17 protein-coding genes, 3 tRNA genes, 1 pseudogene and 1 other annotated feature are annotated in these 24,102 nt (G+C 34.2%); of the genes and pseudogenes, 11 read left to right on the forward strand and 10 right to left on the reverse strand.

Annotated elements, in window-relative coordinates:
* Nucleotides 1-13 precede the first annotated feature (13 nt).
* Genes B6D67_RS09925 through yfmF form a run of 3 tightly spaced genes read right to left on the reverse strand, consistent with a single transcriptional unit; the run spans nt 14 to nt 3,624 of the window.
* Nucleotides 14-1,039 (reverse strand): helix-turn-helix domain-containing protein, encoded by a 1,026-nt coding sequence (locus B6D67_RS09925; RefSeq protein WP_010922795.1) that lies wholly within the window; start codon nt 1,037-1,039, stop codon nt 14-16.
* Between the two features lie 49 nt (nt 1,040-1,088).
* Nucleotides 1,089-2,378: an EF-P 5-aminopentanol modification-associated protein YfmH gene (gene yfmH, locus B6D67_RS09930; RefSeq protein ID WP_010922796.1), complete on the reverse strand. Its 1,290-nt coding sequence runs from the start codon at nt 2,376-2,378 to the stop codon at nt 1,089-1,091.
* A gap of 1 nt (nt 2,379) precedes the next feature.
* Nucleotides 2,380-3,624, reverse strand: coding sequence for an EF-P 5-aminopentanol modification-associated protein YfmF (gene yfmF, locus B6D67_RS09935; protein ID WP_011285767.1), 1,245 nt, complete (start codon nt 3,622-3,624; stop codon nt 2,380-2,382).
* A 430-nt stretch (nt 3,625-4,054) separates the two neighbouring features.
* On the opposite strand from yfmF, the gene hasA reads away from it, so the two are divergent.
* The 5 genes from hasA (at nt 4,055) to recF (ending at nt 9,483) form a co-directional block, all read left to right on the forward strand.
* A complete protein-coding gene (hasA, locus tag B6D67_RS09940) occupies nt 4,055-5,314 on the forward strand; it encodes a hyaluronan synthase HasA (protein WP_029714250.1) in 1,260 nt (419 codons plus the stop codon).
* 35 nt (nt 5,315-5,349) lie between these two features.
* Nucleotides 5,350-6,558, forward strand: coding sequence for a UDP-glucose 6-dehydrogenase HasB (gene hasB, locus B6D67_RS09945; protein ID WP_009880737.1), 1,209 nt, complete (start codon nt 5,350-5,352; stop codon nt 6,556-6,558).
* A gap of 181 nt (nt 6,559-6,739) precedes the next feature.
* On the forward strand, nt 6,740-7,654 hold the full coding sequence (gene hasC, locus B6D67_RS09955) for a UTP--glucose-1-phosphate uridylyltransferase HasC (protein WP_010922799.1): 915 nt from the start codon (nt 6,740-6,742) through the stop codon (nt 7,652-7,654).
* 307 nt (nt 7,655-7,961) lie between these two features.
* Nucleotides 7,962-8,375, forward strand: a complete 414-nt coding sequence (gene yaaA, locus B6D67_RS09960; protein ID WP_010922800.1) for a S4 domain-containing protein YaaA — start codon at nt 7,962-7,964, stop codon at nt 8,373-8,375.
* A gap of 1 nt (nt 8,376) precedes the next feature.
* A complete protein-coding gene (gene recF / locus B6D67_RS09965) occupies nt 8,377-9,483 on the forward strand; it encodes a DNA replication/repair protein RecF (RefSeq protein ID WP_010922801.1) in 1,107 nt (368 codons plus the stop codon).
* Nucleotides 9,484-9,537: 54 nt separating this feature from the next.
* Here the strand turns inward: recF and B6D67_RS09970 are convergent, their stop codons facing one another.
* The 3 genes from B6D67_RS09970 to trpS form a co-directional block, all read right to left on the reverse strand.
* Nucleotides 9,538-10,401 (reverse strand): RhaT/GlcU family sugar-proton symporter, encoded by an 864-nt coding sequence (locus B6D67_RS09970; protein WP_002992310.1) that lies wholly within the window; start codon nt 10,399-10,401, stop codon nt 9,538-9,540.
* 201 nt (nt 10,402-10,602) lie between these two features.
* Complete coding sequence (guaB, locus tag B6D67_RS09975; protein WP_002991454.1) at nt 10,603-12,084, reverse strand: IMP dehydrogenase; 1,482 nt, start codon at nt 12,082-12,084, stop codon at nt 10,603-10,605.
* 307 nt (nt 12,085-12,391) lie between these two features.
* On the reverse strand, nt 12,392-13,414 hold the full coding sequence (gene trpS / locus B6D67_RS09980; protein WP_010922803.1) for a tryptophan--tRNA ligase: 1,023 nt from the start codon (nt 13,412-13,414) through the stop codon (nt 12,392-12,394).
* 54 nt (nt 13,415-13,468) lie between these two features.
* Nucleotides 13,469-13,710, reverse strand: a binding site (T-box leader).
* Between the two features lie 122 nt (nt 13,711-13,832).
* Here trpS and B6D67_RS09985 point away from each other — a divergent pair.
* The 3 genes from B6D67_RS09985 to B6D67_RS09995 all read left to right on the forward strand — a co-directional run bounded on the left by B6D67_RS09985 (nt 13,833) and on the right by B6D67_RS09995 (nt 19,062).
* Nucleotides 13,833-14,705 (forward strand): YitT family protein, encoded by an 873-nt coding sequence (locus B6D67_RS09985; RefSeq protein ID WP_002982011.1) that lies wholly within the window; start codon nt 13,833-13,835, stop codon nt 14,703-14,705.
* 78 nt (nt 14,706-14,783) lie between these two features.
* Entirely contained in the window at nt 14,784-16,403 is a 1,620-nt protein-coding gene (locus B6D67_RS09990) for an ATP-binding cassette domain-containing protein (RefSeq protein WP_002981986.1), read from the forward strand.
* An 82-nt stretch (nt 16,404-16,485) separates the two neighbouring features.
* Nucleotides 16,486-19,062, forward strand: a complete 2,577-nt coding sequence (locus B6D67_RS09995; RefSeq protein ID WP_010922804.1) for a YfhO family protein — start codon at nt 16,486-16,488, stop codon at nt 19,060-19,062.
* Nucleotides 19,063-19,558: 496 nt separating this feature from the next.
* Here the strand turns inward: B6D67_RS09995 and B6D67_RS10000 are convergent.
* The 3 genes and pseudogenes from B6D67_RS10000 to B6D67_RS10015 form a co-directional block, all read right to left on the reverse strand.
* A tRNA-Asn gene (locus B6D67_RS10000) sits at nt 19,559-19,632 on the reverse strand.
* Nucleotides 19,633-19,665: 33 nt separating this feature from the next.
* Nucleotides 19,666-19,737: transfer RNA gene (locus B6D67_RS10005), tRNA-Glu, on the reverse strand.
* 194 nt (nt 19,738-19,931) lie between these two features.
* Nucleotides 19,932-20,696, reverse strand: a pseudogene (locus B6D67_RS10015) (IS30 family transposase).
* Nucleotides 20,697-20,860: 164 nt separating this feature from the next.
* On the opposite strand from B6D67_RS10015, the gene B6D67_RS10020 reads away from it, so the two are divergent.
* Nucleotides 20,861-20,934, forward strand: a tRNA-Arg gene (locus tag B6D67_RS10020).
* A 156-nt stretch (nt 20,935-21,090) separates the two neighbouring features.
* Here the strand turns inward: B6D67_RS10020 and rlmH are convergent.
* A complete protein-coding gene (rlmH, locus tag B6D67_RS10025) occupies nt 21,091-21,570 on the reverse strand; it encodes a 23S rRNA (pseudouridine(1915)-N(3))-methyltransferase RlmH (protein WP_002981964.1) in 480 nt (159 codons plus the stop codon).
* A 211-nt stretch (nt 21,571-21,781) separates the two neighbouring features.
* On the opposite strand from rlmH, the gene B6D67_RS10030 reads away from it, so the two are divergent.
* Nucleotides 21,782-23,005 carry a S1C family serine protease gene (locus tag B6D67_RS10030; protein ID WP_002994926.1) on the forward strand — a complete coding sequence of 408 codons (1,224 nt, stop codon included), beginning with the start codon at nt 21,782-21,784 and terminating at the stop codon, nt 23,003-23,005.
* An 88-nt stretch (nt 23,006-23,093) separates the two neighbouring features.
* Entirely contained in the window at nt 23,094-23,870 is a 777-nt protein-coding gene (locus tag B6D67_RS10035; protein WP_014407987.1) for a ParB/RepB/Spo0J family partition protein, read from the forward strand.
* Nucleotides 23,871-24,102 lie beyond the last annotated feature (232 nt).

Here is a 24,102-nt window from a genome sequence, read left to right on the forward strand (position 1 = left end):
TAGTCTACCTTAATTATTGGATCTTAAACGTGATATAACTTAAGTCAGTACTTGTTAAAGGTGATAGATCAACAGGTTGTCCATCAATTGTTACAGATACACCTTTTGTCACACCAAGTGTCAACAATGATTCTGTTATTTCTGCAGGTAAAGTCGCTGTATAAGTTGGCGAGTCTTGAGTCAATGTTATACCACCTTCACCAATTTCTGAATTTGTTAGAGAAATCCAACTACTTTGTGCCTCGGTTAAAGACACACTGATATCAACGGTCTCTTTAGATTTAGTAACAGTCGCTATTAAATAATTACCCGACCCCTCAGTTGTGACTTGAGTTTTGCGATCATTTGAATTATTTTTTAAACCGTTAGTAGACTGCTCAGAGGCTTTAAGCAAAGCAACTTCAGCTTCTTTAGCTCTTTGACTCTTTTCGAATTGTTGCCAAACACCTAAAATGATAACACTGATAATTGCAAAAGCAATCGTTCCTAATATAACTATGGGAAATAGTGACGTTTTAGAACGACTGTCAGTGCTATTTCGCCTCATACGTGACACATTTTTTTTAGGAATTAACCTGTTATCTGATTTAAATTGGCTAACAGGCGATATCGTTTTTAGTGGCGATTTGCTATCTAAACCAACAGTCTTTACAGGGATAACTAAGGTTTCTTTGTTTTTAGAAACTTCTAACGGTTGACCATACCCCATGCTCTGATGTGATAACAACTTCTCTTGTAATCGTTTCTTACTTAACTTCTCTTCAACAATCTCAGTTACAGATTTTATATCACTGTCTTTTTTGGAATTAACTTGATAACGGTATCGTCTTTTTAAAGTATTGAAATCTAACTCAACAATGTCAGCATATTCTTTTAAAAATTGATCAAATTTTTCTTCCGGAATAATTTTAAACTGATCCAATTCCATTGCCAGCAAGTAATGGGAAGAAATCCCTGTCTTCAATTCTATATCATCTAGTGTGATATTTTTTCCAACACGCGATTCTCTTAACACTTCACCAAGACTTTTTTCACTCATACAGGTACCTCAAAAATAATATAGTAACCCTATTATAACAGATTTTCATCTATTTTGGGAAGACTGTGAAGTCTGAAGCATCAGCTTTTTCAAAAAATGCTTTTCCAATTGTAACAACATCTTTTAGAGTGAGTCTTTCTATAATTTTTGGAATATCAAAATATGTTTCTTTATCAGAATCAGACAGGTATAGACTGAACTGATGGGTTAAATGTTCTATAGAGTCTAAACTCTGAATAAAGTCACCATACATTTCTTTTTTTAATAGATTTAAGTGCTCATTTGTAAACTCTTTTGATATCTTTATAGTAGCTAATTTTTGACGGATATAGTTAGACATTGCGATAGGCTCTGGTGTATCAAGTGATATTAATACAAATTGAAAATTATGATGAATTTCAACATCCACATCAAATGAATCGTCTATTTTACCATCTTCATATAGCGTATGATAGATTTTAGAAGTCCAACCTATAAGCATTGATAAAAATAGCTTCAAGGCAATACGATACGTTAATAGTGAATGCTGAGTTAAGGTCAGATACCCTCGAAAACCAACAACCAGCTTGGCAGTAGTAACATCCATGTCAACAGAAGATGATTTAATGACAGGATAGTAGTGTAAAGGATCAACAGTTACCCTTTTTCTATCTGGATAGGATAATGTGGTTTGAAACCTTTGAATAGCTAAAAAAGTTTCGTCAATATCAATATCACCGACAATGAATAGACTCATATTAGTAGGTTGGTAAAAATAAGTATGATGCGTTTCCAATAATATTTTCGTGATCTTTTGAATGGATGCTTTTGAGCCAGCAATATCATTAGCTAAACTTGTTTTTGGAAATAAGTTCTGAAGGATTCCACTATATGCACGGTAGTCAGCATCATCTTGATACATATCAATTTCTTGCCCGATTATTTTTTTTTCTCTACTAACAGATTCATCTGTTATATTAGCAGAAAGAACAAAATATTGAAGGAGTTCCAAATTTTCCTGAAATTTACTAGCTGTTGAAAAGAAGAAACTCGTTTGGTTGAAAGTTGTAAAGGCATTTGTCTCTGCTCCTAGCTGTGTAAACTTTAATGAAATATCTCCACCTGATTCATCTTCAAAGAGTTTATGTTCTAAAAAGTGTGCAATACCTGCTGGAGCATCTCGTGATTCGTCATCGACTGTCAACTTATTGTCAAGAGAACCGAAACCTACTGTCAACATAGCTGTTTTTTCTAAAAACCCTATTTTTTTTATAAAATAAACAGTTAAACCATTTTCTAATTTTACATAGTAAAGGTCTTCGTCAATATTAGGATAGTTTATCTTTACTAATTTTGTCATTTTATATTCCTTCTAAAAAATAGACAGTTTGAAGCTTTAAAAGATTAGCTACTTTAATGATATCTGCTTTATTAACTTCATTAACCCCTTTAATCCAATTTTTAATAGAATAAGAAGAATCAATGTAAGAAGATCTGTATATTCTTTCAATTATATTTTTATTATAATCTTCTGATAATAAGGCATTATTCAACAACATCGATCTGGTCTTTTTAATCAATTGTTCTGAGAATCGTCCCATTTTAATGGCATTTAATTCTTGGATGATTAGTTGTAACGTTTTAGTGCGATGTTGACTGTCAATTCCAGTATAAATTTCAAATAATCCTGTATAACTATCAAAACGACACCCTATACTATAAGCAAGTCCTTCTTCTTCTCTAATTTTTATAAAGAGACGGGAATGTGCAAAAGAGCCTAACAACCCATTTAAAAGAACTAAAGCATAATAGTCACGTTGTCCAAAAACTGAAGGGAAGTGATAAGCTAATTGTAAAATAGATTGATGAACTGCTCTTTTTTCAATAGATTCTTTAATAATATTGACAGAATTTTGTAAATGAAAGAAATTTAGGTTTTTATTTCGGTTATCAAGTGGAAATTGATGAATTAGCTGAACAACGCGATAATCATCAAAATCTCCTAAAATGAAAATATCAATCTGATCTTCATTGAGCATTTTATGAAATTCTTGATAGCTAGTATAGGCAGTCTCTTTTGCAATTAGTTCTGGGCTACCATATTCTGACATTTGTAGATTCTTATTACAATAAAACAATTCTTTTACCTTAAGAGAGCTGTAGTAAAAAGAATCCTCTCTATCTGACTCGATGTAGTTAATCAAATTATTTTTTTCAGTCTCAAAAACTTTAGGCTGATACTGGGCGATGGATAATAGGGGTGAGAACAAGATATCTTTTAAAAACTGAATCATTTCATCTAGTATTTTTTCCCCATTGCAAGCATATCTATCTTGAATAAAAGTAATATCGATATCCACAATATGAACTAACCCTTTTGTTAACACGTTAGTTGACAAGCTAGCTCCATAAAGTCGTGCTAATTTTTCTCTAAACTGCCTAACAGTTGGATAACACTCATTAGCTGTTGCTAACATCTGTGCCACTAAGACTCTTTTTGCTACTGTTTTTTGGTTCAAATCACCTGAAAAACGAAAGGTAATATGATTGGTTTTAAACTGTTTGGTCTTAATCAGATGAAGTTGTACTCCCTGAACAATTTTCATAATGTTTCCTTAATAAATAGTGTGATCCTTACGATTATACCATTTTTATTCAGGTTAGGTGAGTGATAACTTTTTTTGACTTAATTGTCGGGATTCTAGTGTTAGTAAAATATAGTTTTCTACAATATATCCTTTACCAGTTATCATATTTCTTGATATTTTTTAAAAATCAAAATATATCTATTTTTTTCACAAAATTAGATAAAACTATTTGAAAAGTTTGCTAAAATAATTTATAACAATTCAATTATTTTGAGATAATTTATATTAAATAAATTATCCTGATTTTTCTTTTTTTGGGGGAAATTTTTTAATTTAAATACATTTTTATTAAAAATATTTCTATGACTAGTTGACATTACCCCTTATTTATATTAGAATATCGAGGTCCCTGTCTTTCAAGGAAATTAAAAAAGAAAGAGGTGTAATTGTGCCTATTTTTAAAAAAACTTTAATTGTTTTATCCTTTATTTTTTTGATATCTATCTTGATTTATCTAAATATGTATCTATTTGGAACATCAACTGTAGGAATTTATGGAGTAATATTAATAACCTATCTAGTTATTAAACTTGGATTATCTTTCCTTTATGAGCCATTTAAAGGAAAGCCACATGACTATAAAGTTGCTGCTGTAATTCCTTCTTATAATGAAGATGCCGAGTCATTATTAGAAACTCTTAAAAGTGTGTTAGCACAGACCTATCCGTTATCAGAAATTTATATTGTTGATGATGGGAGTTCAAACACAGATGCAATACAATTAATTGAAGAGTATGTAAATAGAGAAGTGGATATTTGTCGAAACGTTATCGTTCACCGTTCCCTTGTCAATAAAGGAAAACGCCATGCTCAAGCGTGGGCATTTGAAAGATCTGACGCTGACGTTTTTTTAACCGTAGATTCAGATACTTATATCTATCCAAATGCCTTAGAAGAACTCCTAAAAAGCTTCAATGATGAGACAGTTTATGCTGCAACAGGACATTTGAATGCTAGAAACAGACAAACTAATCTATTAACGCGACTTACAGATATCCGTTACGATAATGCCTTTGGGGTGGAGCGTGCTGCTCAATCATTAACAGGTAATATTTTAGTTTGCTCAGGACCATTGAGTATTTATCGACGTGAAGTGATTATTCCTAACTTAGAGCGCTATAAAAATCAAACATTCCTAGGTTTACCTGTTAGCATTGGGGATGATCGATGTTTAACAAATTATGCTATTGATTTAGGACGCACTGTCTACCAATCAACAGCTAGATGTGATACTGATGTACCTTTCCAATTAAAAAGTTATTTAAAGCAACAAAATCGATGGAATAAATCTTTTTTTAGAGAATCTATTATTTCTGTTAAAAAAATTCTTTCTAATCCCATCGTTGCCTTATGGACTATTTTCGAAGTCGTTATGTTTATGATGTTGATTGTCGCAATTGGGAATCTTTTGTTTAATCAAGCTATTCAATTAGACCTTATTAAACTTTTTGCCTTTTTATCCATCATCTTTATCGTTGCTTTATGTCGTAATGTTCATTATATGATCAAACATCCTGCTAGTTTTTTGTTATCTCCTCTGTATGGAATATTACACTTGTTTGTCTTACAGCCCCTAAAACTTTATTCTTTATGCACCATTAAAAATACGGAATGGGGAACACGTAAAAAGGTCACTATTTTTAAATAATATGTGCATCGAGTAGTTAGAGAAGGAGTAATTTTATGAAAATAGCAGTTGCTGGATCAGGATATGTTGGATTATCACTAGGAGTTCTTTTATCACTTCAAAACGAAGTCACTATTGTTGATATTCTTCCCTCTAAAGTTGATAAGATTAATAATGGCTTATCACCAATTCAAGATGAATATATTGAATATTACTTAAAAAGTAAGCAATTATCTATTAAAGCAACTTTAGATAGCAAAGCAGCTTATAAAGAAGCGGAACTGGTCATTATTGCCACACCTACAAATTACAACAGTAGAATTAATTATTTTGATACACAGCATGTTGAAACAGTTATCAAAGAGGTACTAAGCGTTAATAGCCATGCAACTCTTATCATCAAATCAACAATTCCAATAGGTTTCATTACTGAAATGAGACAGAAATTCCAAACTGATCGTATTATCTTCAGCCCTGAATTTTTAAGAGAATCTAAAGCTTTATATGACAACTTATATCCAAGCCGAATTATTGTTTCTTGTGAAGAAAACGATTCTCCAAAAGTAAAGGCAGACGCAGAAAAATTTGCACTTTTATTAAAGTCTGCAGCTAAAAAAAATAATGTACCAGTACTTATTATGGGAGCTTCAGAAGCTGAAGCAGTAAAACTATTTGCCAATACTTATTTAGCGTTAAGGGTAGCTTATTTTAATGAGTTAGACACTTACGCAGAATCGAGAAAATTAAATAGTCACATGATTATTCAAGGAATTTCTTATGATGATCGAATAGGAATGCATTATAATAACCCATCATTTGGTTATGGAGGTTATTGTCTACCTAAAGATACGAAGCAATTATTGGCAAATTACAATAATATTCCTCAAACGCTAATTGAAGCTATCGTTTCATCAAATAATGTGCGCAAGTCCTATATTGCTAAGCAAATTATCAACGTCTTAGAAGAGCGGGAGTCCCCAGTAAAAGTAGTCGGGGTTTACCGTTTAATTATGAAAAGTAACTCAGATAATTTTAGAGAAAGTGCTATCAAAGATGTTATTGACATTCTTAAAAGTAAAGACATTAAGATAATTATTTATGAGCCAATGTTAAACAAACTTGAATCTGAAGATCAATCTGTACTTGTAAATGATTTAGAGAATTTCAAGAAACAAGCAAATATTATCGTAACTAATCGCTATGATAATGAATTACAAGATGTTAAAAATAAAGTTTACAGTAGAGATATTTTTAATAGAGACTAGCCATGTCTTCATCTATAACAATAATATTCATTTTTACTTTAAAAGAACTGCAGTTGGTGGTATGATTGAGCACTATGAAATAGTCGAAAAATCATATGAAAACGTAACATGATGTCAAATGAATTCCGTTCTGAAAACGAATGTCACTAAGCCATAGATTATAAAAAGTGAGGAGTTACTGATGACCAAAGTCAGAAAAGCCATTATTCCTGCTGCAGGTCTAGGAACACGTTTTTTACCTGCTACCAAAGCTCTTGCCAAAGAGATGTTGCCCATCGTTGATAAACCAACCATCCAGTTTATCGTCGAAGAAGCGCTAAAATCTGGCATCGAGGAAATCCTTGTGGTGACCGGAAAAGCTAAACGCTCTATCGAGGACCATTTTGATTCAAACTTTGAATTAGAATACAACCTCCAAGCTAAGGGGAAAAATGAACTGTTGAAATTAGTGGATGAAACCACTGCCATTAACCTTCATTTTATCCGTCAAAGCCACCCAAGAGGGCTGGGAGATGCTGTCTTACAAGCCAAAGCCTTTGTGGGCAATGAACCCTTTGTGGTCATGCTTGGAGATGACTTAATGGACATTACAAATGCATCCGCTAAACCTCTCACCAAACAACTCATGGAGGACTATGACAAGACGCATGCATCCACTATCGCTGTGATGAAAGTTCCTCATGAAGATGTGTCTAGCTATGGGGTTATCGCTCCTCAAGGCAAGGCTGTCAAGGGCCTTTACAGTGTAGACACCTTTGTTGAAAAACCACAACCAGAAGATGCGCCTAGTGATTTGGCTATTATTGGTCGTTACCTCCTAACCCCTGAAATTTTTGGTATTTTGGAAAGACAGACCCCTGGAGCAGGTAACGAAGTGCAACTCACAGATGCTATCGATACCCTCAATAAAACTCAGCGTGTCTTTGCACGAGAATTTAAAGGCAATCGTTACGATGTTGGGGATAAATTTGGATTCATGAAAACATCTATCGACTATGCCTTAGAACACCCACAGGTCAAAGAGGACTTGAAAAATTACATTATCAAACTAGGAAAAGCTTTGGAAAAAAGTAAAGTACCAACACATTCAAAGTAATGTGTTGGTACTTTACTTTTTTCCTTGTTTATAGCAACTTAAGTTTATATCTTGAAAATTGTCAACGTTCCAAAATATAAAAGTTTTGTGTTATACAACTTTACTAGAGGGACATATTAATAATAGGATTTATACGTAGAAAAATGATAAACATAAGTACAGCTTTTGTTAAAACTAATTAACAAGAACTTCAAAACTAAATAGTTATTTGGACGAGTATGATACTTTATAAATAGCTCTTATTCAGCTATTATTATTTATTTCTGTTTTATGCTATAATGACTTGAATGACAAAATGGAGATGACAATGATATACAAATTATTTACAGAATTTATCACCCTACAAGCCCTTCTTAAAGAATTAGGAATTATCCAAAGTGGTGGCGCTATCAAGGGATTTCTCGCTGAAACAACCGTTCTATTTAATGGTGAAGATGAGAAACGTCGAGGCAAAAAAATCAGAGTAGGGGATAAGATTTCTCTACCTGACCAAGACTTAATTATCACTATTGTTGAGCCTAGTCAAGAAGAAAAAGAACAATTTGCCGAAGAAATGGCTGAAAAGACACGTGTAGCGGCTCTAGTGAAACAAATGAACCAAGCTAACAAAAAGACTTCTTCTAAACATAACAATCGTCAATCTACTACCAAAAAATCACTAAGAGCAACTAAGAAAACTAAAGGTAAACCAACTGCACCTGTCCGCTTCCCAGGTATCTAGTATGTGGATTAAAGAGTTAGAGTTAAAACATTATCGCAATTATGACCACCTGCTTGCCTCATTTTCGTCGGGTTTAAATGTCTTTATCGGTAATAATGCTCAAGGAAAAACCAATTTTCTCGAGGCAATCTATTTTCTATCACTTACTAGAAGTCATCGCACGAGGGCTGATAAAGAATTGATTCATTTTGATCACTCAACTGTTTCTCTTACTGGTAAGATTCAGCGTATTAGTGGTACTGTTGATTTAGAAATCAATCTATCAGATAAAGGACGTGTGACAAAGATTAATGCGCTAAAGCAAGCAAAATTATCTGATTATATTGGAACGATGATGGTTGTGCTTTTTGCACCAGAAGATTTGCAACTAGTTAAGGGAGCACCTAGCCTTCGTCGCAAATTTATCGACATTGACCTTGGTCAAATTAAGCCTGTTTACTTATCTGAGTTATCCCATTATAACCACGTGCTTAAACAGCGTAATAGCTATTTAAAAAGTGCCCAACAAATTGATGCCGCTTTTCTAGCTGTTCTAGATGAGCAATTAGCTAGCTATGGAGCCCGTGTCATGGAACATCGTATTGATTTTATCAATGCGTTAGAGAAAGAAGCAAATACTCATCACCAAGCCATCTCAAATGGTTTAGAAAGTCTCTCTCTCTCCTATCAGTCGTCAGTTGTCTTTGACAAAAAAACTAATATTTACCAACAATTTTTACACCAACTTGAAAAAAATCATCAGAAAGATTTCTTCCGTAAAAACACTAGCGTTGGTCCACATCGCGATGAATTAGCCTTTTACATTAACGGGATGAATGCTAACTTTGCTAGTCAAGGTCAGCACCGCAGCCTTATCCTTTCCTTAAAAATGGCTGAAGTTAGTTTAATGAAGGCCTTGACTGGAGATAATCCCATTCTTTTACTAGACGATGTCATGAGCGAGCTAGACAATACACGACAAACAAAGTTACTTGAAACAGTAATTAAAGAAAATGTCCAAACCTTTATCACAACAACAAGTTTGGATCACCTGTCACAGTTGCCAGAAGGTATCCGTATTTTTCACGTGACAAAAGGAACCGTTCAAATTGATTCTGATATTCACTAATAACATCAAAAAAGGGTTCAGTTAAACTGAGCCTTTTTTGATATTATGTGGCGATTAAGATTTGACCACACCTAATAAAATAGCACCTACGATAAAACAAATAATTCCTGTGACAACCCAACGCATTTCTTTTTTGGTTTTGGTTTCGCCTAGGAATAAAATGCCTCCGACAATCGAAATGATAGCACCTAATTGTGAGAAACTAAAGGCAATAGCAAGTCCTGCTTTTGATGCAGCTAAAAGCATAAAAATATTCCCAATGCCCCAAAGTAATCCAACAACGCTATTTTTAATCACATACTGGTCAATGGAAATTTTAAATGACATGAAAGTTATAGCTCCTAAAACCATACCTACTGCCATGGGTAAAATGACTGACAAAACTTCAAATTTCATGATGTTATTAAATAATACAGCATACATCACGTAACCAATTGTTGAATAAGTGAGCGCCCTAAATCCTTTTGAAAAATTATGAAGGTGATTGACTTGTGCATTAGCATCATCTTGTTTACTAGAAAAGTAAAAACCAACAATCAGAAGTAATAGTGCTAGACTTCCTACTACAAATTGCATAGGTCTTGTCCATTCATGAAAAACGAGGACACCAATCAAACTTCCCAGAACAAGTTGAGAGCCACTTGACAAAGGATTGGCAACGGAGACTCCCATGTATTGCATGGCATGAAATTGACCAGTTTGACCAATTGACCAGATAAAACCACCCAATATTCCAAAAAGCCAAAGTTGCAGTGTCATCTCAGGTCTAACAATTAACCAAACAGCTAATGAAAATAATAAAGCCCCAAAAGTCATTCCTAGAGTTTGTTGCGAAGGTTTTCCTCCAATTTTGTTACTAACAAATCCAATGCTTCCCCATGTAAACATGGGAATAAGTGCATAAAAAATACCTTCCAAAATGTTATCTCCTTTATAGTAAATCTTTAAAGATTATAATAATTCCATCATAAAATGGTTTCATGTAAAGACTAATTATAGCTTATTTACTAAGAAAAAACAATAAAAGTTATCCGAAAATTGTTATTATATTTTATCATTTTTTAATATAAAAAAGAGCTGGCACAATATGTCAGCCCTTAAAGTTACTAAATTAAATTATCAGTGCACAGAATAGTTTGGTGCTTCATTTGTGATTTGGACATCATGTGGATGACTTTCAATCAAGCCTGCACCTGACATTTCAACAAATTGAGCATTTTCATGTAATTCTTGAATGTCACCTGCGCCAACATAGCCCATACCTGAGCGGATACCACCTAACATTTGGAAGACAATATCTGAAGCAGCTCCTTTATAAGCAACACGGCCTTCAATACCTTCTGGAACTAGCTTATTAGCTTCATTGACGGAACCTTGGAAGTAACGATCGCTTGATCCTTTCTTCATAGCTGCAATGGAACCCATTCCACGATAAGTTTTGAACTTACGGCCTTGGTAGATTTCAGTTTCACCTGGAGCTTCATCAGTACCTGCAAACATTGATCCAAGCATAACAGCATTACCGCCGGCTGCAAGAGCCTTAACAATATCGCCAGAATACTTGATACCACCATCAGCAATAATCGTTTTGCCATATTCACGAGCAACAGCAGCAGCATCGTAAATAGCAGTCACTTGAGGAACACCGACACCTGCAACCACACGAGTGGTACAGATAGATCCGGGACCAATACCCACTTTAACAACATCAACACCTGCATCATAAAGAGCACGCGCACCTTCAGCAGTGGCAATATTTCCAGCAATCAAAGTACGATTTGGGAAATGAGCACGAATTTCAGCAATTTTACGAAGAACACCAGCCGAATGACCATGAGCTGTGTCAATAACAATCGCATCTGCACCAGCTTCAAACAAGGCCTCGGCACGCTCAAAAGTATCTGAGGTAACACCTACCGCAGCAGCGACCAGAAGACGACCAAATTCATCTTTAGCAGCATGTGGGAATTCGATTACTTTTTCAATATCTTTGATAGTGATTAAACCAGACAGACGACCGCTATTATCAACCAAAGGAAGTTTTTCAATACGGTGTTCATGAAGAATACGTTCTGCAGTTTCAAGATCTGTACCAACAGCAGCCGTAACGAGGTGCTCACTAGTCATATGTTCAGAGATTGGTGCATTGTAATCAGAAATAAAACGCATATCACGATTAGTAATGATACCGACCAACTTACGGTTTGCTAAAGTTTCAACAATTGGCACACCACTGATACGGTAGCGCTGCATTAATTCTTCAGCTTCTGAAACCTTGTGTTCAGGTGTTAAGAAGAATGGATCAATGATGACACCATTTTCAGAACGTTTTACCTTGCGAACTTCTTCTGCTTGCTCAGTAATAGACATGTTTTTATGAATAACACCTAAACCACCCGCACGCGCAATTGCAATAGCCATTTTACTACCAGTAACCGTATCCATAGCTGCTGTAATAATAGGAATATTTAATGTCAAATTGTCTGCGAGTTTTGTCTTTAAATCAACTTCATTTGGAAGAACATGACTCTCTGCCGGAATAAGCAAGACATCGTCAAAAGTGTAGCCTTTTTTCAAAAATTTAGTGTCCCAATTTGACATCCAGATAATCCTCTTTTCTTTTATTTTTAGGGAATATTACCCTGGTCTATTTTTTATTGTTACTATCATATCACGCTAAAATCATTTGTCAATAAAATATTCCTACAGCTGAAGTCACTATCAGCATAATATATCAGTATTATCCGTTTTTTATTAATCAAAAAATTCATTTGGGTCTTATTTTTAATCAAAAATAAGACTATATAAAACATAATCTCTACTATCCTGTAAAGAAATGACAAATTAGGTCCTGTTTTGATAATAGTAATTATCTTATCATTACTAACTTAGCTTTTTCTCTAAAACATTAAAAATAATTAATACCCATTGCTGACTTCACTTCTGATAAAGTCTTGGCTGCCACAGTTCTTGCTTTTTGACTACCTTCTTGTAACATACGGAACACCTCTCCCATATCTTTAGCGTACTCCAAACGTCTTTCACGAATAGGTGCTAATTCACGTTCTAAAATATCTAAAAGGTAGCGTTTCGTTTTCACATCTCCTAAACCACCTATTTGATAATGCTCTTTCATTGCTTCGATATCAGCTTGATCTTCTTTTCTAGCAAAAATATCCAAATAATGAAAGACCATATTCCCTTCAATTTGACCAGGATCTTCTATTTTAATATGATTTGGATCAGTATACATGCTCATCACTTTTTTGCGAACGGTATCTGCATCATCTGAGAGATAGATTCCATTTCCCAATGACTTAGACATTTTGGCATTGCCATCAAGACCAGGTAAGCGTCCAGCTTTTTCATTTTCTGGATAAATACCTTCAGGTTCTACTAAACAGTCTGTATGGTAAGTATGATTAAAACTTCTCACAATTTCACGTGTTTGTTCAATCATCGGTTTCTGGTCGTTACCTACAGGTACTAAATTCGCTTTAAATGCTGTAATATCAGCGGCCTGTGATACTGGATAAACCAAAAAACCAGATGGAATACTTTCGCCAAAACCTTTCTGAGCAATTTCGGTTTTAACAGTGGGATTTCTTTCCAAACGTGCTAATGATACCAGATTCATATAATACATGCTCAATTCAGCTAGCTCTGGAATCTGACTTTGAATAAAAATCGTTGATTGCTTCGGATCCAAACCGACAGAGAGGTAATCCAAGGCAACATTTCCAATAGATTCTTGAATTAATTCGGATTCTTTAGCATGATCCGTCAGTGCCTGTTGATCGGCCAAGAAAACAAACATCTTATACTTGTTTTCATTTTGTAAAAAGACACGATTTTTAAGACTTCCGACATAATGACCTAAATGTAATTTTCCAGTTGGTCTATCTCCAGTTAAAATAATAGGTTTTGTCATCATTTTCTCCCTAACTATCTCTTGATATAGCAAAAAGTCCCCACGCTATTAAAACGTGAGGGCGTTATTACAAGTAATACGCGGTACCACCTCAATTAGCATCTGCTTTATCAAAACGAGATACTATCTCAATCTTCTCAATGAAAGAAGCTGCACGGTAAGGGGTGCCAACCTGAAAGTTATGGTTTCCTTTCAAATAATCATTAGTCCATTTCACCTTTTCTGTTGTTAGCTTGCACCAACCACTAACTCTCTAAAAACATGAAAAGAATACTCTTCTAATTTAGATTTATTCTATGAAATTTTAAACTTCTTGTCAAGTTCACCAGATTTTTTGAAAATATGACTTGACGGTCTCAGTACATTTAAGAGATAATGAGTCTACTATTTTTAACCAGTTATAAAGGAGATTAAAAGCATGAAAAAACGAGGGATTGATTTACTACTTGTCACAATTGGCTCATTCATAACAGCTATTGGTTTCAATACAATGTTTGTCGACAATCATATTGCATCAGGGGGTATGGTTGGTATTGCAGTTGTTATAAAAGCTCTATTTGGCATTAGTCCGTCGCTTTTTTTAATGGCTAGTAATATTCCCTTATTATTAATGTGTTACTTCTTTCTTGGAAAACAAAATTTTATTAAAACACTTTATGGTTCTTGGATATATCCTATTGCCATCCGTTCAACCAATTCATTACCTACTCTGACACACAATCAGTTGTTAGCAGCTATTTTTGGTGGTATTATCTGTGGCATTGGTTTAGGAATGGTTTTTTGGGGAAACTCTTCGACAGGAGGAACTGGAATTCTAACACAAATACTTCATAAATACTCTCCTTTATCTCTTGGAGTTGCAATGACAATTGTAGATGGTATTAGTGTCCTTATGGGATTTATTGCACTTTCTGCAGATGACGTGATGTATTCTACGATTGGACTTTTCGTAATTGGTTATGTGATTAGCGTTATGGAAAATGGCTTTGACTCATCCAAAAATGTTATGATTATTTCCAAAGATTATCAAGCTATTCGAGAATATATCACAACTGTTATGGATCGTGGAGTGACTAAACTTCCTATTCGCGGTGGTTATACTACTTCTGATAAAATTATGTTAATGGCTATTGTATCAAGTCACGAATTACCTACTCTCCAAGAAAAAATCCTCGAAATTGACGATACAGCCTTTATTGTTGTCATGCCAGCAGCTCAAGTTATGGGAAGAGGATTTAGTTTGACTAAACAATACAAACGTGAAGACAAAGACGTTTTATTGCCTATGTAGTGATTAGCCCTTTTCTGATTGAAAAAGGGGACTATTTTAGGTACAATGAAGCTTAGATAAATAAAATGAGGTGACAAATTGCTTACAGTTTCTGATGTATCACTACGCTTTAGTGATCGAAAACTATTTGATGATGTTAATATCAAATTCACAGCCGGCAATACTTACGGCTTAATCGGTGCCAATGGTGCCGGAAAATCAACTTTTCTTAAAATCCTTGCAGGAGATATTGAACCAAGTACTGGTCATATCTCTTTAGGACCTGACGAACGCTTATCTGTTCTTCGCCAAAATCATTTTGATTATGAAGAAGAACGTGCGATTGATGTTGTAATCATGGGTAATGAACAACTCTACAATATCATGAAAGAAAAAGACGCTATCTATATGAAAGCAGATTTTTCAGAAGAAGATGGGGTTCGTGCCGCTGAGCTAGAAGGTATCTTTGCTGAATTAGGTGGCTGGGAGGCAGAAAGTGAAGCTTCTCAACTTCTCCAAAATCTAAATATTCCAGAAGACCTTCACTACCAAAATATGAGTGAACTGGCTAATGGAGATAAAGTGAAAGTCCTTCTTGCTAAAGCGCTCTTTGGTAAGCCTGACGTTTTATTACTTGACGAGCCAACCAATGGTCTTGATATTCAATCTATTTCATGGTTGGAAGATTTCTTGATTGATTTTGAAAATACAGTCATCGTTGTTTCCCATGACCGTCACTTCTTGAATAAAGTATGTACTCACATGGCCGACCTTGACTTTGGTAAAATCAAACTCTTTGTGGGTAACTACGATTTCTGGAAACAATCTTCTGAGCTGGCCGCTCGTTTACAAGCTGACCGCAATGCTAAAGCAGAAGAGAAAATCAAAGAATTACAAGAATTCGTTGCCCGTTTCTCAGCAAACGCATCTAAATCAAAACAAGCAACCTCTCGTAAAAAAATGCTTGATAAGATTGAATTAGAAGAAATTGTTCCCTCAAGCCGTAAATACCCATTTATTAATTTTAAAGCAGAGCGTGAAATGGGAAATGACTTCCTCACTGTTGAAAATCTTTCTGTAACGATCGATGGAGAGAAAATCATTGATAATATCAGTTTCATTTTACGTCCAGGTGACAAAGCTGCTATTATTGGTCAAAATGATATTCAGACAACTGCTCTTATGCGTGCTTTAGCAGATGATATTGACTACGAAGGAACCATTAAATGGGGAGTGACAACAAGTCGTTCTTACTTGCCTAAAGACAATTCAAAAGATTTTGCCACGGAAGAATCTATTCTTGAATGGTTACGTCAATTTGCCTCAAAAGGTGAAGATGATGATACCTTTTTACGTGGGTTCTTAGGACGGATGCTTTTCTCTGGAGACGAAGTTAAAAAATCTGTTAACGTTCTTTCCGGTGGCGAAAAAGTGCGTGTCATGCTTTCTAAGTTGATGCTATTGAAATCAAACGTTCTTATTCTTGATGACCCAACTAATCACTTAGATTTGGAATCTATTTCAAGTCTTAATGATGGAATCAAAGACTTCAAAGAATCTGTTATCTTTGCCAGTCATGACCATGAATTTATTCAAACGATTGCTAACCACATCGTTGTTATTTCAAAAAATGGTGTTATCGACCGTATAGATGAAACTTATGACGAATTCCTTGACAATCCAGAAGTCCAAGCCCGAGTTGCTGAACTTTGGAAATAAAACCTTATGATAAATGAGGTGGCTAAGAAGATCTCTTCCTAGCCTCTTTTTTAAAATTTGTAAACGAAAGACCATATAATTTATGAAAAATAATAATAAATGGATAATTGCTGGACTTGCTAGTTTTTTGTTCCCTCTTAGTATTATATTTATCATCCTTCTATCGATGGGCATTTATTATAATAGTGATAAAACAATTCTAGCTAGTGATGCTTTTCATCAGTATGTTATTTTTGCGCAGAACTTTCGTAACATCATGCACGGTTCTGATAGTTTTTTTTATACCTTTACAAGCGGACTAGGGATAAATTTTTATGCTTTAATGTGTTATTATCTTGGCAGTTTCTTTTCTCCATTACTTTTCTTTTTTAATTTAACCTCTATGCCAGATGCTATCTATTTGTTTACCTTGATAAAATTTGGGTTAATAGGATTAGCTGCATGCTATTCTTTTCATAGATTATATCCAAAAATCAGTGCTTTCTTGATGATTTCCATCTCAGTTTTTTATAGCTTAATGAGCTTCTTGACAAGTCAAATGGAACTAAATTCTTGGTTAGATGTTTTCATTCTTCTTCCACTTGTTATACTTGGATTAAATAAACTTATCACAGAAAATAAAACCAGAACTTATTATCTTTCGATATCATTATTATTCATTCAAAATTACTACTTTGGCTACATGATTGCTCTTTTTTGTATTCTTTACGCCTTAGTTTGTCTTTTACGTCTCAATGATTTTAACAAAATGTTTATCGCTTTTGTTAGGTTTACAGCTGTGTCAATATGTGCTGCTTTAACAAGTGCTCTAGTAATACTTCCTACCTATCTAGATTTGTCAACTTATGGAGAGAATCTATCCCCGATAAAACAGTTAGTTACGAACAATGCTTGGTTTTTGGATATACCTGCTAAGCTCTCAATAGGAGTGTACGATACTACCAAGTTTAATGCTCTGCCTATGATTTACGTAGGATTATTTCCCCTAATGCTTAGTGTTATTTATTTTACTTTAGAAAGTATCCCTTTAAAAATAAAATTAGCCAATGCCTGCTTGTTAACTTTTATTATAATAAGTTTTTACCTACAGCCACTTGATCTTTTTTGGCAGGGGATGCACTCACCAAATATGTTTTTGCATCGCTACGCTTGGTCTTTTTCCATAGTTATCCTATTACTCGCATGTGAGACTCTCTCTCGACTAAAAGAAGTGACTCAAATAAAAGCAGGTTTTGCTTTTATTTTCCTCATTATACTGACATCTCTTCCTTATAGCTTTTCTCAACAATATAATTTTCTACCTTTAACTCTTTTTTTACTTAGTGTTTTTTTATTATTAGGTTATACTATTTCACTATTTTCGTTTAGAAATTCTCAAATCCCATCTACTTTTATTTCTGCTTTCATACTTATCTTTAGCCTTCTTGAATCAGGGTTAAACACCTACTACCAGCTTCAAGGAATTAATAAGGAGTGGGGATTCCCATCACGACAGATATATAATAGTCAATTAAAGGATATTAACAACCTTGTCAACTCTGTGTCAAAAAATAGTCAACCTTTTTTTAGAATGGAAAGGCTACTTCCCCAAACAGGGAACGATAGCATGAAATTTAATTATTACGGCATTTCACAATTTTCCTCTGTAAGAAATAGACTATCTAGTTCTTTATTGGATCGATTGGGATTTCAGTCTAAAGGCACAAATTTAAACCTTAGATACCAAAACAATACTATTATTATGGACAGTCTACTTGGTATAAAATATAATCTTAGCGAAGGACCTCCAAATAAATTTGGATTTACAAAACTAAAAACTAGCGGGAATACTACTCTTTATCAAAATCACTATAGTAGCCCTTTAGCTATATTAACACGTAATGTTTACAAAGATGTCAACCTAAATGTCAATACCCTTGATAACCAAACCAAATTACTTAACCAACTAAGTGGGAAATCTTTAACCTATTTTAACTTACAGCCAGCTCAACTTATTTCTGGTGCTAATCAATTTAACGGACAAATATCTGCACAAGCTTCTGATTATCAAAACTCCGTTACCCTTAATTATCAAATTAACATCCCTAAACATAGTCAACTCTATGTTAGCATACCCAATATTATATTTTCAAATCCTGATGCTAAAGAGATGCGTATTCAGACAGATAATCATAATTTCATATATACTACAGATAACGCTTACTCTTTTTTTGATTTAGGATATTTCGCCGATGCCAAAGTTGCTACATTTTCGTTTGTTTTTCCAAAAAATAAACAAATTAGTTTTAAGGAACCTCATTTTTATAGTTTGTCTATTGAATCTTACCTTGAAGCAATGAATAGCATTAAACAAAAAAATGTTCATACTTACGCTAAAAGTAATACGGTAATCACTGATTATAATTCAAAAACGAAAGGTTCTCTTATTTTTACACTTCCTTACGATAAAGGTTGGTCAGCACAAAAAGATGGGAAAAATCTTCCAGTCAAAAAAGCACAAGGAGGATTTCTATCAGTTACTATTCCTAAAGGAAAGGGACGTGTTATCCTTACCTTTATTCCTAATGGTTTTAAATTAGGGTTATCTCTATCTTGTGTAGGAATTATCGCTTATATGCTTTTGTATAAGTACATAGATATAAAGTCTAAATTACTTTAGTCCGAAAAAATCAGATTTTTTTATCAATTTGGCAAATGAGTCAATATACTAAAAGTATCTCAAGAGCTAGACAAATATTCTAATACTTGAGATGCTTTTATCGATTTTACTAATAAACTCAAATAATATAAAGGTCAGATTTTTCGTGAGGGTTAATGTTAAACTACTCTCTTTCAAAGATTGAAATGACAATAATCATCGCTGATACGATTTCAATCTTTTGACTCCTTACAATAATCTTATATTCATCAGTATTGAATGGGAGACATGCTTTCAAAATGTAAAAAATTAAGCTTCAGTTAATGTTTGTAATTAAACTTAATGTTATCATCTATACAATTAAAGAACAGAACTTCTATTTTAATGCAAAATACAATCCTGTTAGTTCACAATGCTGTATTTAGTGGTTTAATAATTAGTAAATTGAGCATTTGACCTGAGTATCTGTTTTACTAAATAAAAAAATCCTAAGATTATCTTAGGAAATATCTTATCACTCCGGCAGTAGGACTCGAACCTACGACATCATGATTAACAGTCATGCGCTACTACCAACTGAGCTATGCCGGAAAAAGAAAAAAATTGCCAAAATGACAATTGCGATAGTCCGTACGGGATTCGAACCCGTGTTACCGCCGTGAAAAGGCGGTGTCTTAACCCCTTGACCAACGGACCAGAAGTTTTGGAGGATATCTCCTTAACACTCTTACTATTATAGCAGATTGATTTTTTTTGTCTATACTTTTTTAAAAAAAATTTGATTTTTTTTAAACCGCAAGTTGTCAAGTCAAGTGCAACGAGTTCATAGATAACTAGAGTTCCAGAGGTTAAGCTGTTCGGGATAGCTCAAACAGGAATTTTGAGGATTGCTATTGAAGAAGTCGTCTTAGGCGCTCATTGATGGCAGTAATATCATTGTCAAGTTCTTCAGAGGTTAGTGGATTAAGTGAGATTCCTTTAGGGACATATTCTCTGAGGAGACCATTGAAGTTCTCGTTTGTTCCTCTCTCATGTGAAGAATAGGGATGTGCAAAGTAAACGTCAACAGCTTTTAAGTCTGAGAGTAAACTAAACTCAGAACCATTATCCGCTGTGATGGATGCAATAGGATACTGACTGATGAGATGCGTGACAGCACGGTTAATGGTTTGGGACTGCTTGTCTTCTATAGTGCATAGCGTGTCTGGCGCTCTACCAAAGTCAACATAACAGCTTCACTTTTGGTTTTCTTGCCGAGAGCCAAATCAATCTCCCAATGCCCAAATTCAGAACGATCATTAATATATTCTGGACGTTCTTCGATAGATTTACCTAAAGTCTTCTTATTCGTCTTCATGACTTTCTTAGAACGTTTTCTGATACTAACCATCTTAGACAAATCTATTGGTTTCATAGACACGTTGTCTACTATCAGCGAAATAGGCGTTGAAGAAGGTTTGTTTTCCATTCTTATCCTTTACCTGATCTACTGAACCACGTTTTATTTCTCGGCAGATTGTAGAACGGTGACTACCCAGAAGTCGAGCAATCTCAACGGGTTTCTTTCCCATTTTAAGATAAGCAGCAATTTCACCCCGTTCTGTGGCTGAAAGATGAGAATAGGATGATTTTCTGGTAGAATTAATATTAGACATGTTCATCTGCTTTCCATACTGAATTGGGGAATTCTAGTATATCAGACGAACATGTCTTTTTTGTTGTACTTCATTTTATAACGCGGGATATAATGTTATTTTCTAGTTTTTTCAAAATAAATATTGACAGTTTTAGATAATTTTTGTTAAAATGATGTGGTTAAGGTCTCATAGCTCAGCTGGATAGAGCATTCGCCTTCTAAGCGAACGGTCGCAGGTTCGAATCCTGCTGGGATCAAAGATAAAAAAGCACTGTTTTAGTGCTTTTTTTGTATTTACCTTAGTGTATTGAAAAGATAGGATTTAGTACGTCTTTTTTTAATATTTGCTTTTAATTATACCGAACTATTATCTAATAAAGTGGTAAGAGTTAGTTATTCCAGTTCACACTCTCTTACTTATGATAAGGACTGCCTTGTGTAATCATAAAAGCACGATAAATTTGCTCAGTAAGGACTAGACGCATTAACTGATGAGGTAAGGTTAACAATCCAAAACTCATTAGCATATTAGCTCTTTTTTTAATAATTGAATCTAATCCAAGACTCCCACCAATAATAAACGTGATAGTTGAATATCCCTTAACAGTAACCCCTGATATTAATTCACTAAATGTCTCTGAAGGAAACTGTTTTCCTTCAATAGCTAATGCAATTACAAAATCACGTTCCCCAATTTTTTTATGGATTCGCTGAGCTTCTTTACTCATAATCAATTGATTATCAGCAAAACTTGCTTTATCTGGTGTTCTTTCATCAGTTAACTCAATCATTTCGAATTGACAAAAACGGGAAAGTCTTTTTTGATATTCTGAAATACCATCTTTGAGGTATCTTTCTTTTAGTTTTCCAACACAAATTAGTTTCACTTTCATAGCTTAATTGTATCACAAGAACATTACTTTTTACACAATTTATCCACAAGTTATTTTTCTTCAACTACTAATAAAAACCTTTGTACAAAGGTCTTTATTAGTAAAAAGAAAAGTAATCCACAGGCTGTGGATTACTTTTCTTTTTTTTATTTTTAAGGTATAATTAAGCAAAGTTCTATAAGCTATGGACAAATAATTCGGAGGACAAAACATGCCAAGTATGAAACATATCTTAAAATCCTTAAGTATTTTACTAATTGGATTTTTAGGAGGATTAATAGCAATTATTACATTCAATAATCTCTACCCACATTCTCCATCAAAAATAAATTCAGGTAAGGCAACAACTAGTAATATGGTTTTTAACAACACAACCAATACTACTAAAGCTGTCAAAGCTGTTCAAAATGCAGTTGTATCAGTTATTAATTATCAAGATAACCCTTCTTCATCCCTTTCTAACCCTTATACAAAACTCTTTGGAGAAGGGCGTTCAAAAGAGAATAAGGATGCTGAATTATCTATTTTTAGTGAAGGATCTGGGGTCATTTATCGAAAAGATGGCAACTCCGCTTACGTTGTTACTAATAACCATGTTATCGACGGAGCTAAACGAATTGAAATTCTTATGGCAGACGGATCTAAAGTTGTTGGTGAATTAGTTGGAGCTGATACTTATTCGGATTTAGCTGTTGTTAAGATCTCTTCAGATAAGATAAAAACAGTAGCTGAATTTGCAGATTCTACAAAACTAAATGTTGGAGAAGTTGCTATTGCTATCGGCAGCCCACTAGGAACACAATACGCTAATTCTGTTACTCAAGGAATCGTCTCTAGTTTAAGTCGTACTGTAACTTTAAAAAACGAGAATGGTGAGACTGTCTCAACAAATGCTATTCAGACAGATGCTGCTATTAACCCTGGAAACTCTGGTGGACCACTAATTAATATTGAGGGGCAAGTAATCGGAATTAATTCAAGTAAAATTTCTTCTACCCCAACTGGTAGCAACGGTAATAGTGGTGCTGTTGAAGGAATTGGTTTTGCTATCCCATCTACTGATGTTATTAAAATTATTAAACAACTAGAAACTAATGGTGAAGTTATCAGACCTGCTCTTGGAATATCCATGGTCAATTTAAATGACTTATCCACAAATGCTCTTAGTCAAATTAATATTCCAACTAGTGTAACTGGTGGTATTGTAGTAGCAGAAGTTAAGGAAGGAATGCCGGCATCTGGCAAACTTGCTCAGTACGATGTGATTACAGAAATTGATGGCAAAACAGTTAATTCAATTAGTGATTTACAAAGTAGTCTATACGGACACGATATTAATGATACTATTAAAGTAACTTTTTATAGAGGAACTACAAAGAAAAAAGCAGATATCAAATTAACAAAAACTACTCAAGATTTGACTAAAACGCAGTAAACAAGCTACCTAAATACTATTACATTTTATCACATAAAACAGTCCAAAGGACTGTTTTATGTTTCTTATTCTATCCAGGAACTCCCTTATGACAAAAGAATTATTGATAGACCTACCAATTGAAGATATTGTTACAAATCCCTATCAGCCAAGGATACAATTTAATCAAAGAGAACTCCAAGACCTAGCAACTTCTATTAAATCAAACGGCCTCATTCAACCTATTATTGTTCGAAAATCTGACATTTTTGGCTATGAGTTAGTTGCTGGAGAACGACGACTTAAAGCTTCAAAAATGGCTGGTCTAAAAAAAGTTCCAGCTATCATCAAGAAGATCTCCACACTCGAGAGCATGCAACAAGCTATAGTTGAAAATTTACAACGTTCTAACCTTAACGCTATCGAAGAAGCTAAAGCCTATCAGTTATTGGTTGAAAAAAAACACATGACTCACGATGAGATTGCTAAATATATGGGAAAATCAAGACCTTATATTAGCAATACCTTACGTCTGTTACAACTCCCAGCACCTATCATTAAAGCAATTGAAGAAGGAAAAATTAGTGCGGGACACGCGCGTGCTCTTTTAACTTTGAGTGATGATAAGCAACAACTGTACCTCACTCATAAAATACAAAATGAAGGCCTAAGTGTTAGGCAAATTGAGCAACTGGTTACTTCTACTCCAAGTTCGAAGCTATCTAAAAAAACTAAAAATATTTTTGCCACTTCTTTAGAGAAACAATTGGCTAAATCATTGGGACTCTCTGTCAATATGAAGCTGACAGCAAACCATAGTGGGTACCTTCAGATATCTTTTTCCAATGATGATGAATTAAACAGAATTATCAACAAGCTAAAGTAGCTTGTTGATATTCTGTTTTTTCTTTTTTAGTTTTCCACATGAAAAATAGTTGAAAACAATAGCGGTGTCCCCTTAAAATGGCTTTTCCACAGGTTGTGGAGAACCCAAATTAACAGTGTTAATTTATTTTCCACAGGTTGTGGAAAAACTAACTATTATCCATCGTTCTGTGGAAAACTAGAATAGTTTATGGTAGAATAGTTCTAGAATTATCCACAAGAAGGAACCTAGT

Origin of the sequence: Streptococcus pyogenes, assembly GCF_002055535.1 — a bacterium.
Taxonomy (GTDB): Bacteria; Bacillota; Bacilli; order Lactobacillales; family Streptococcaceae; genus Streptococcus; species Streptococcus pyogenes.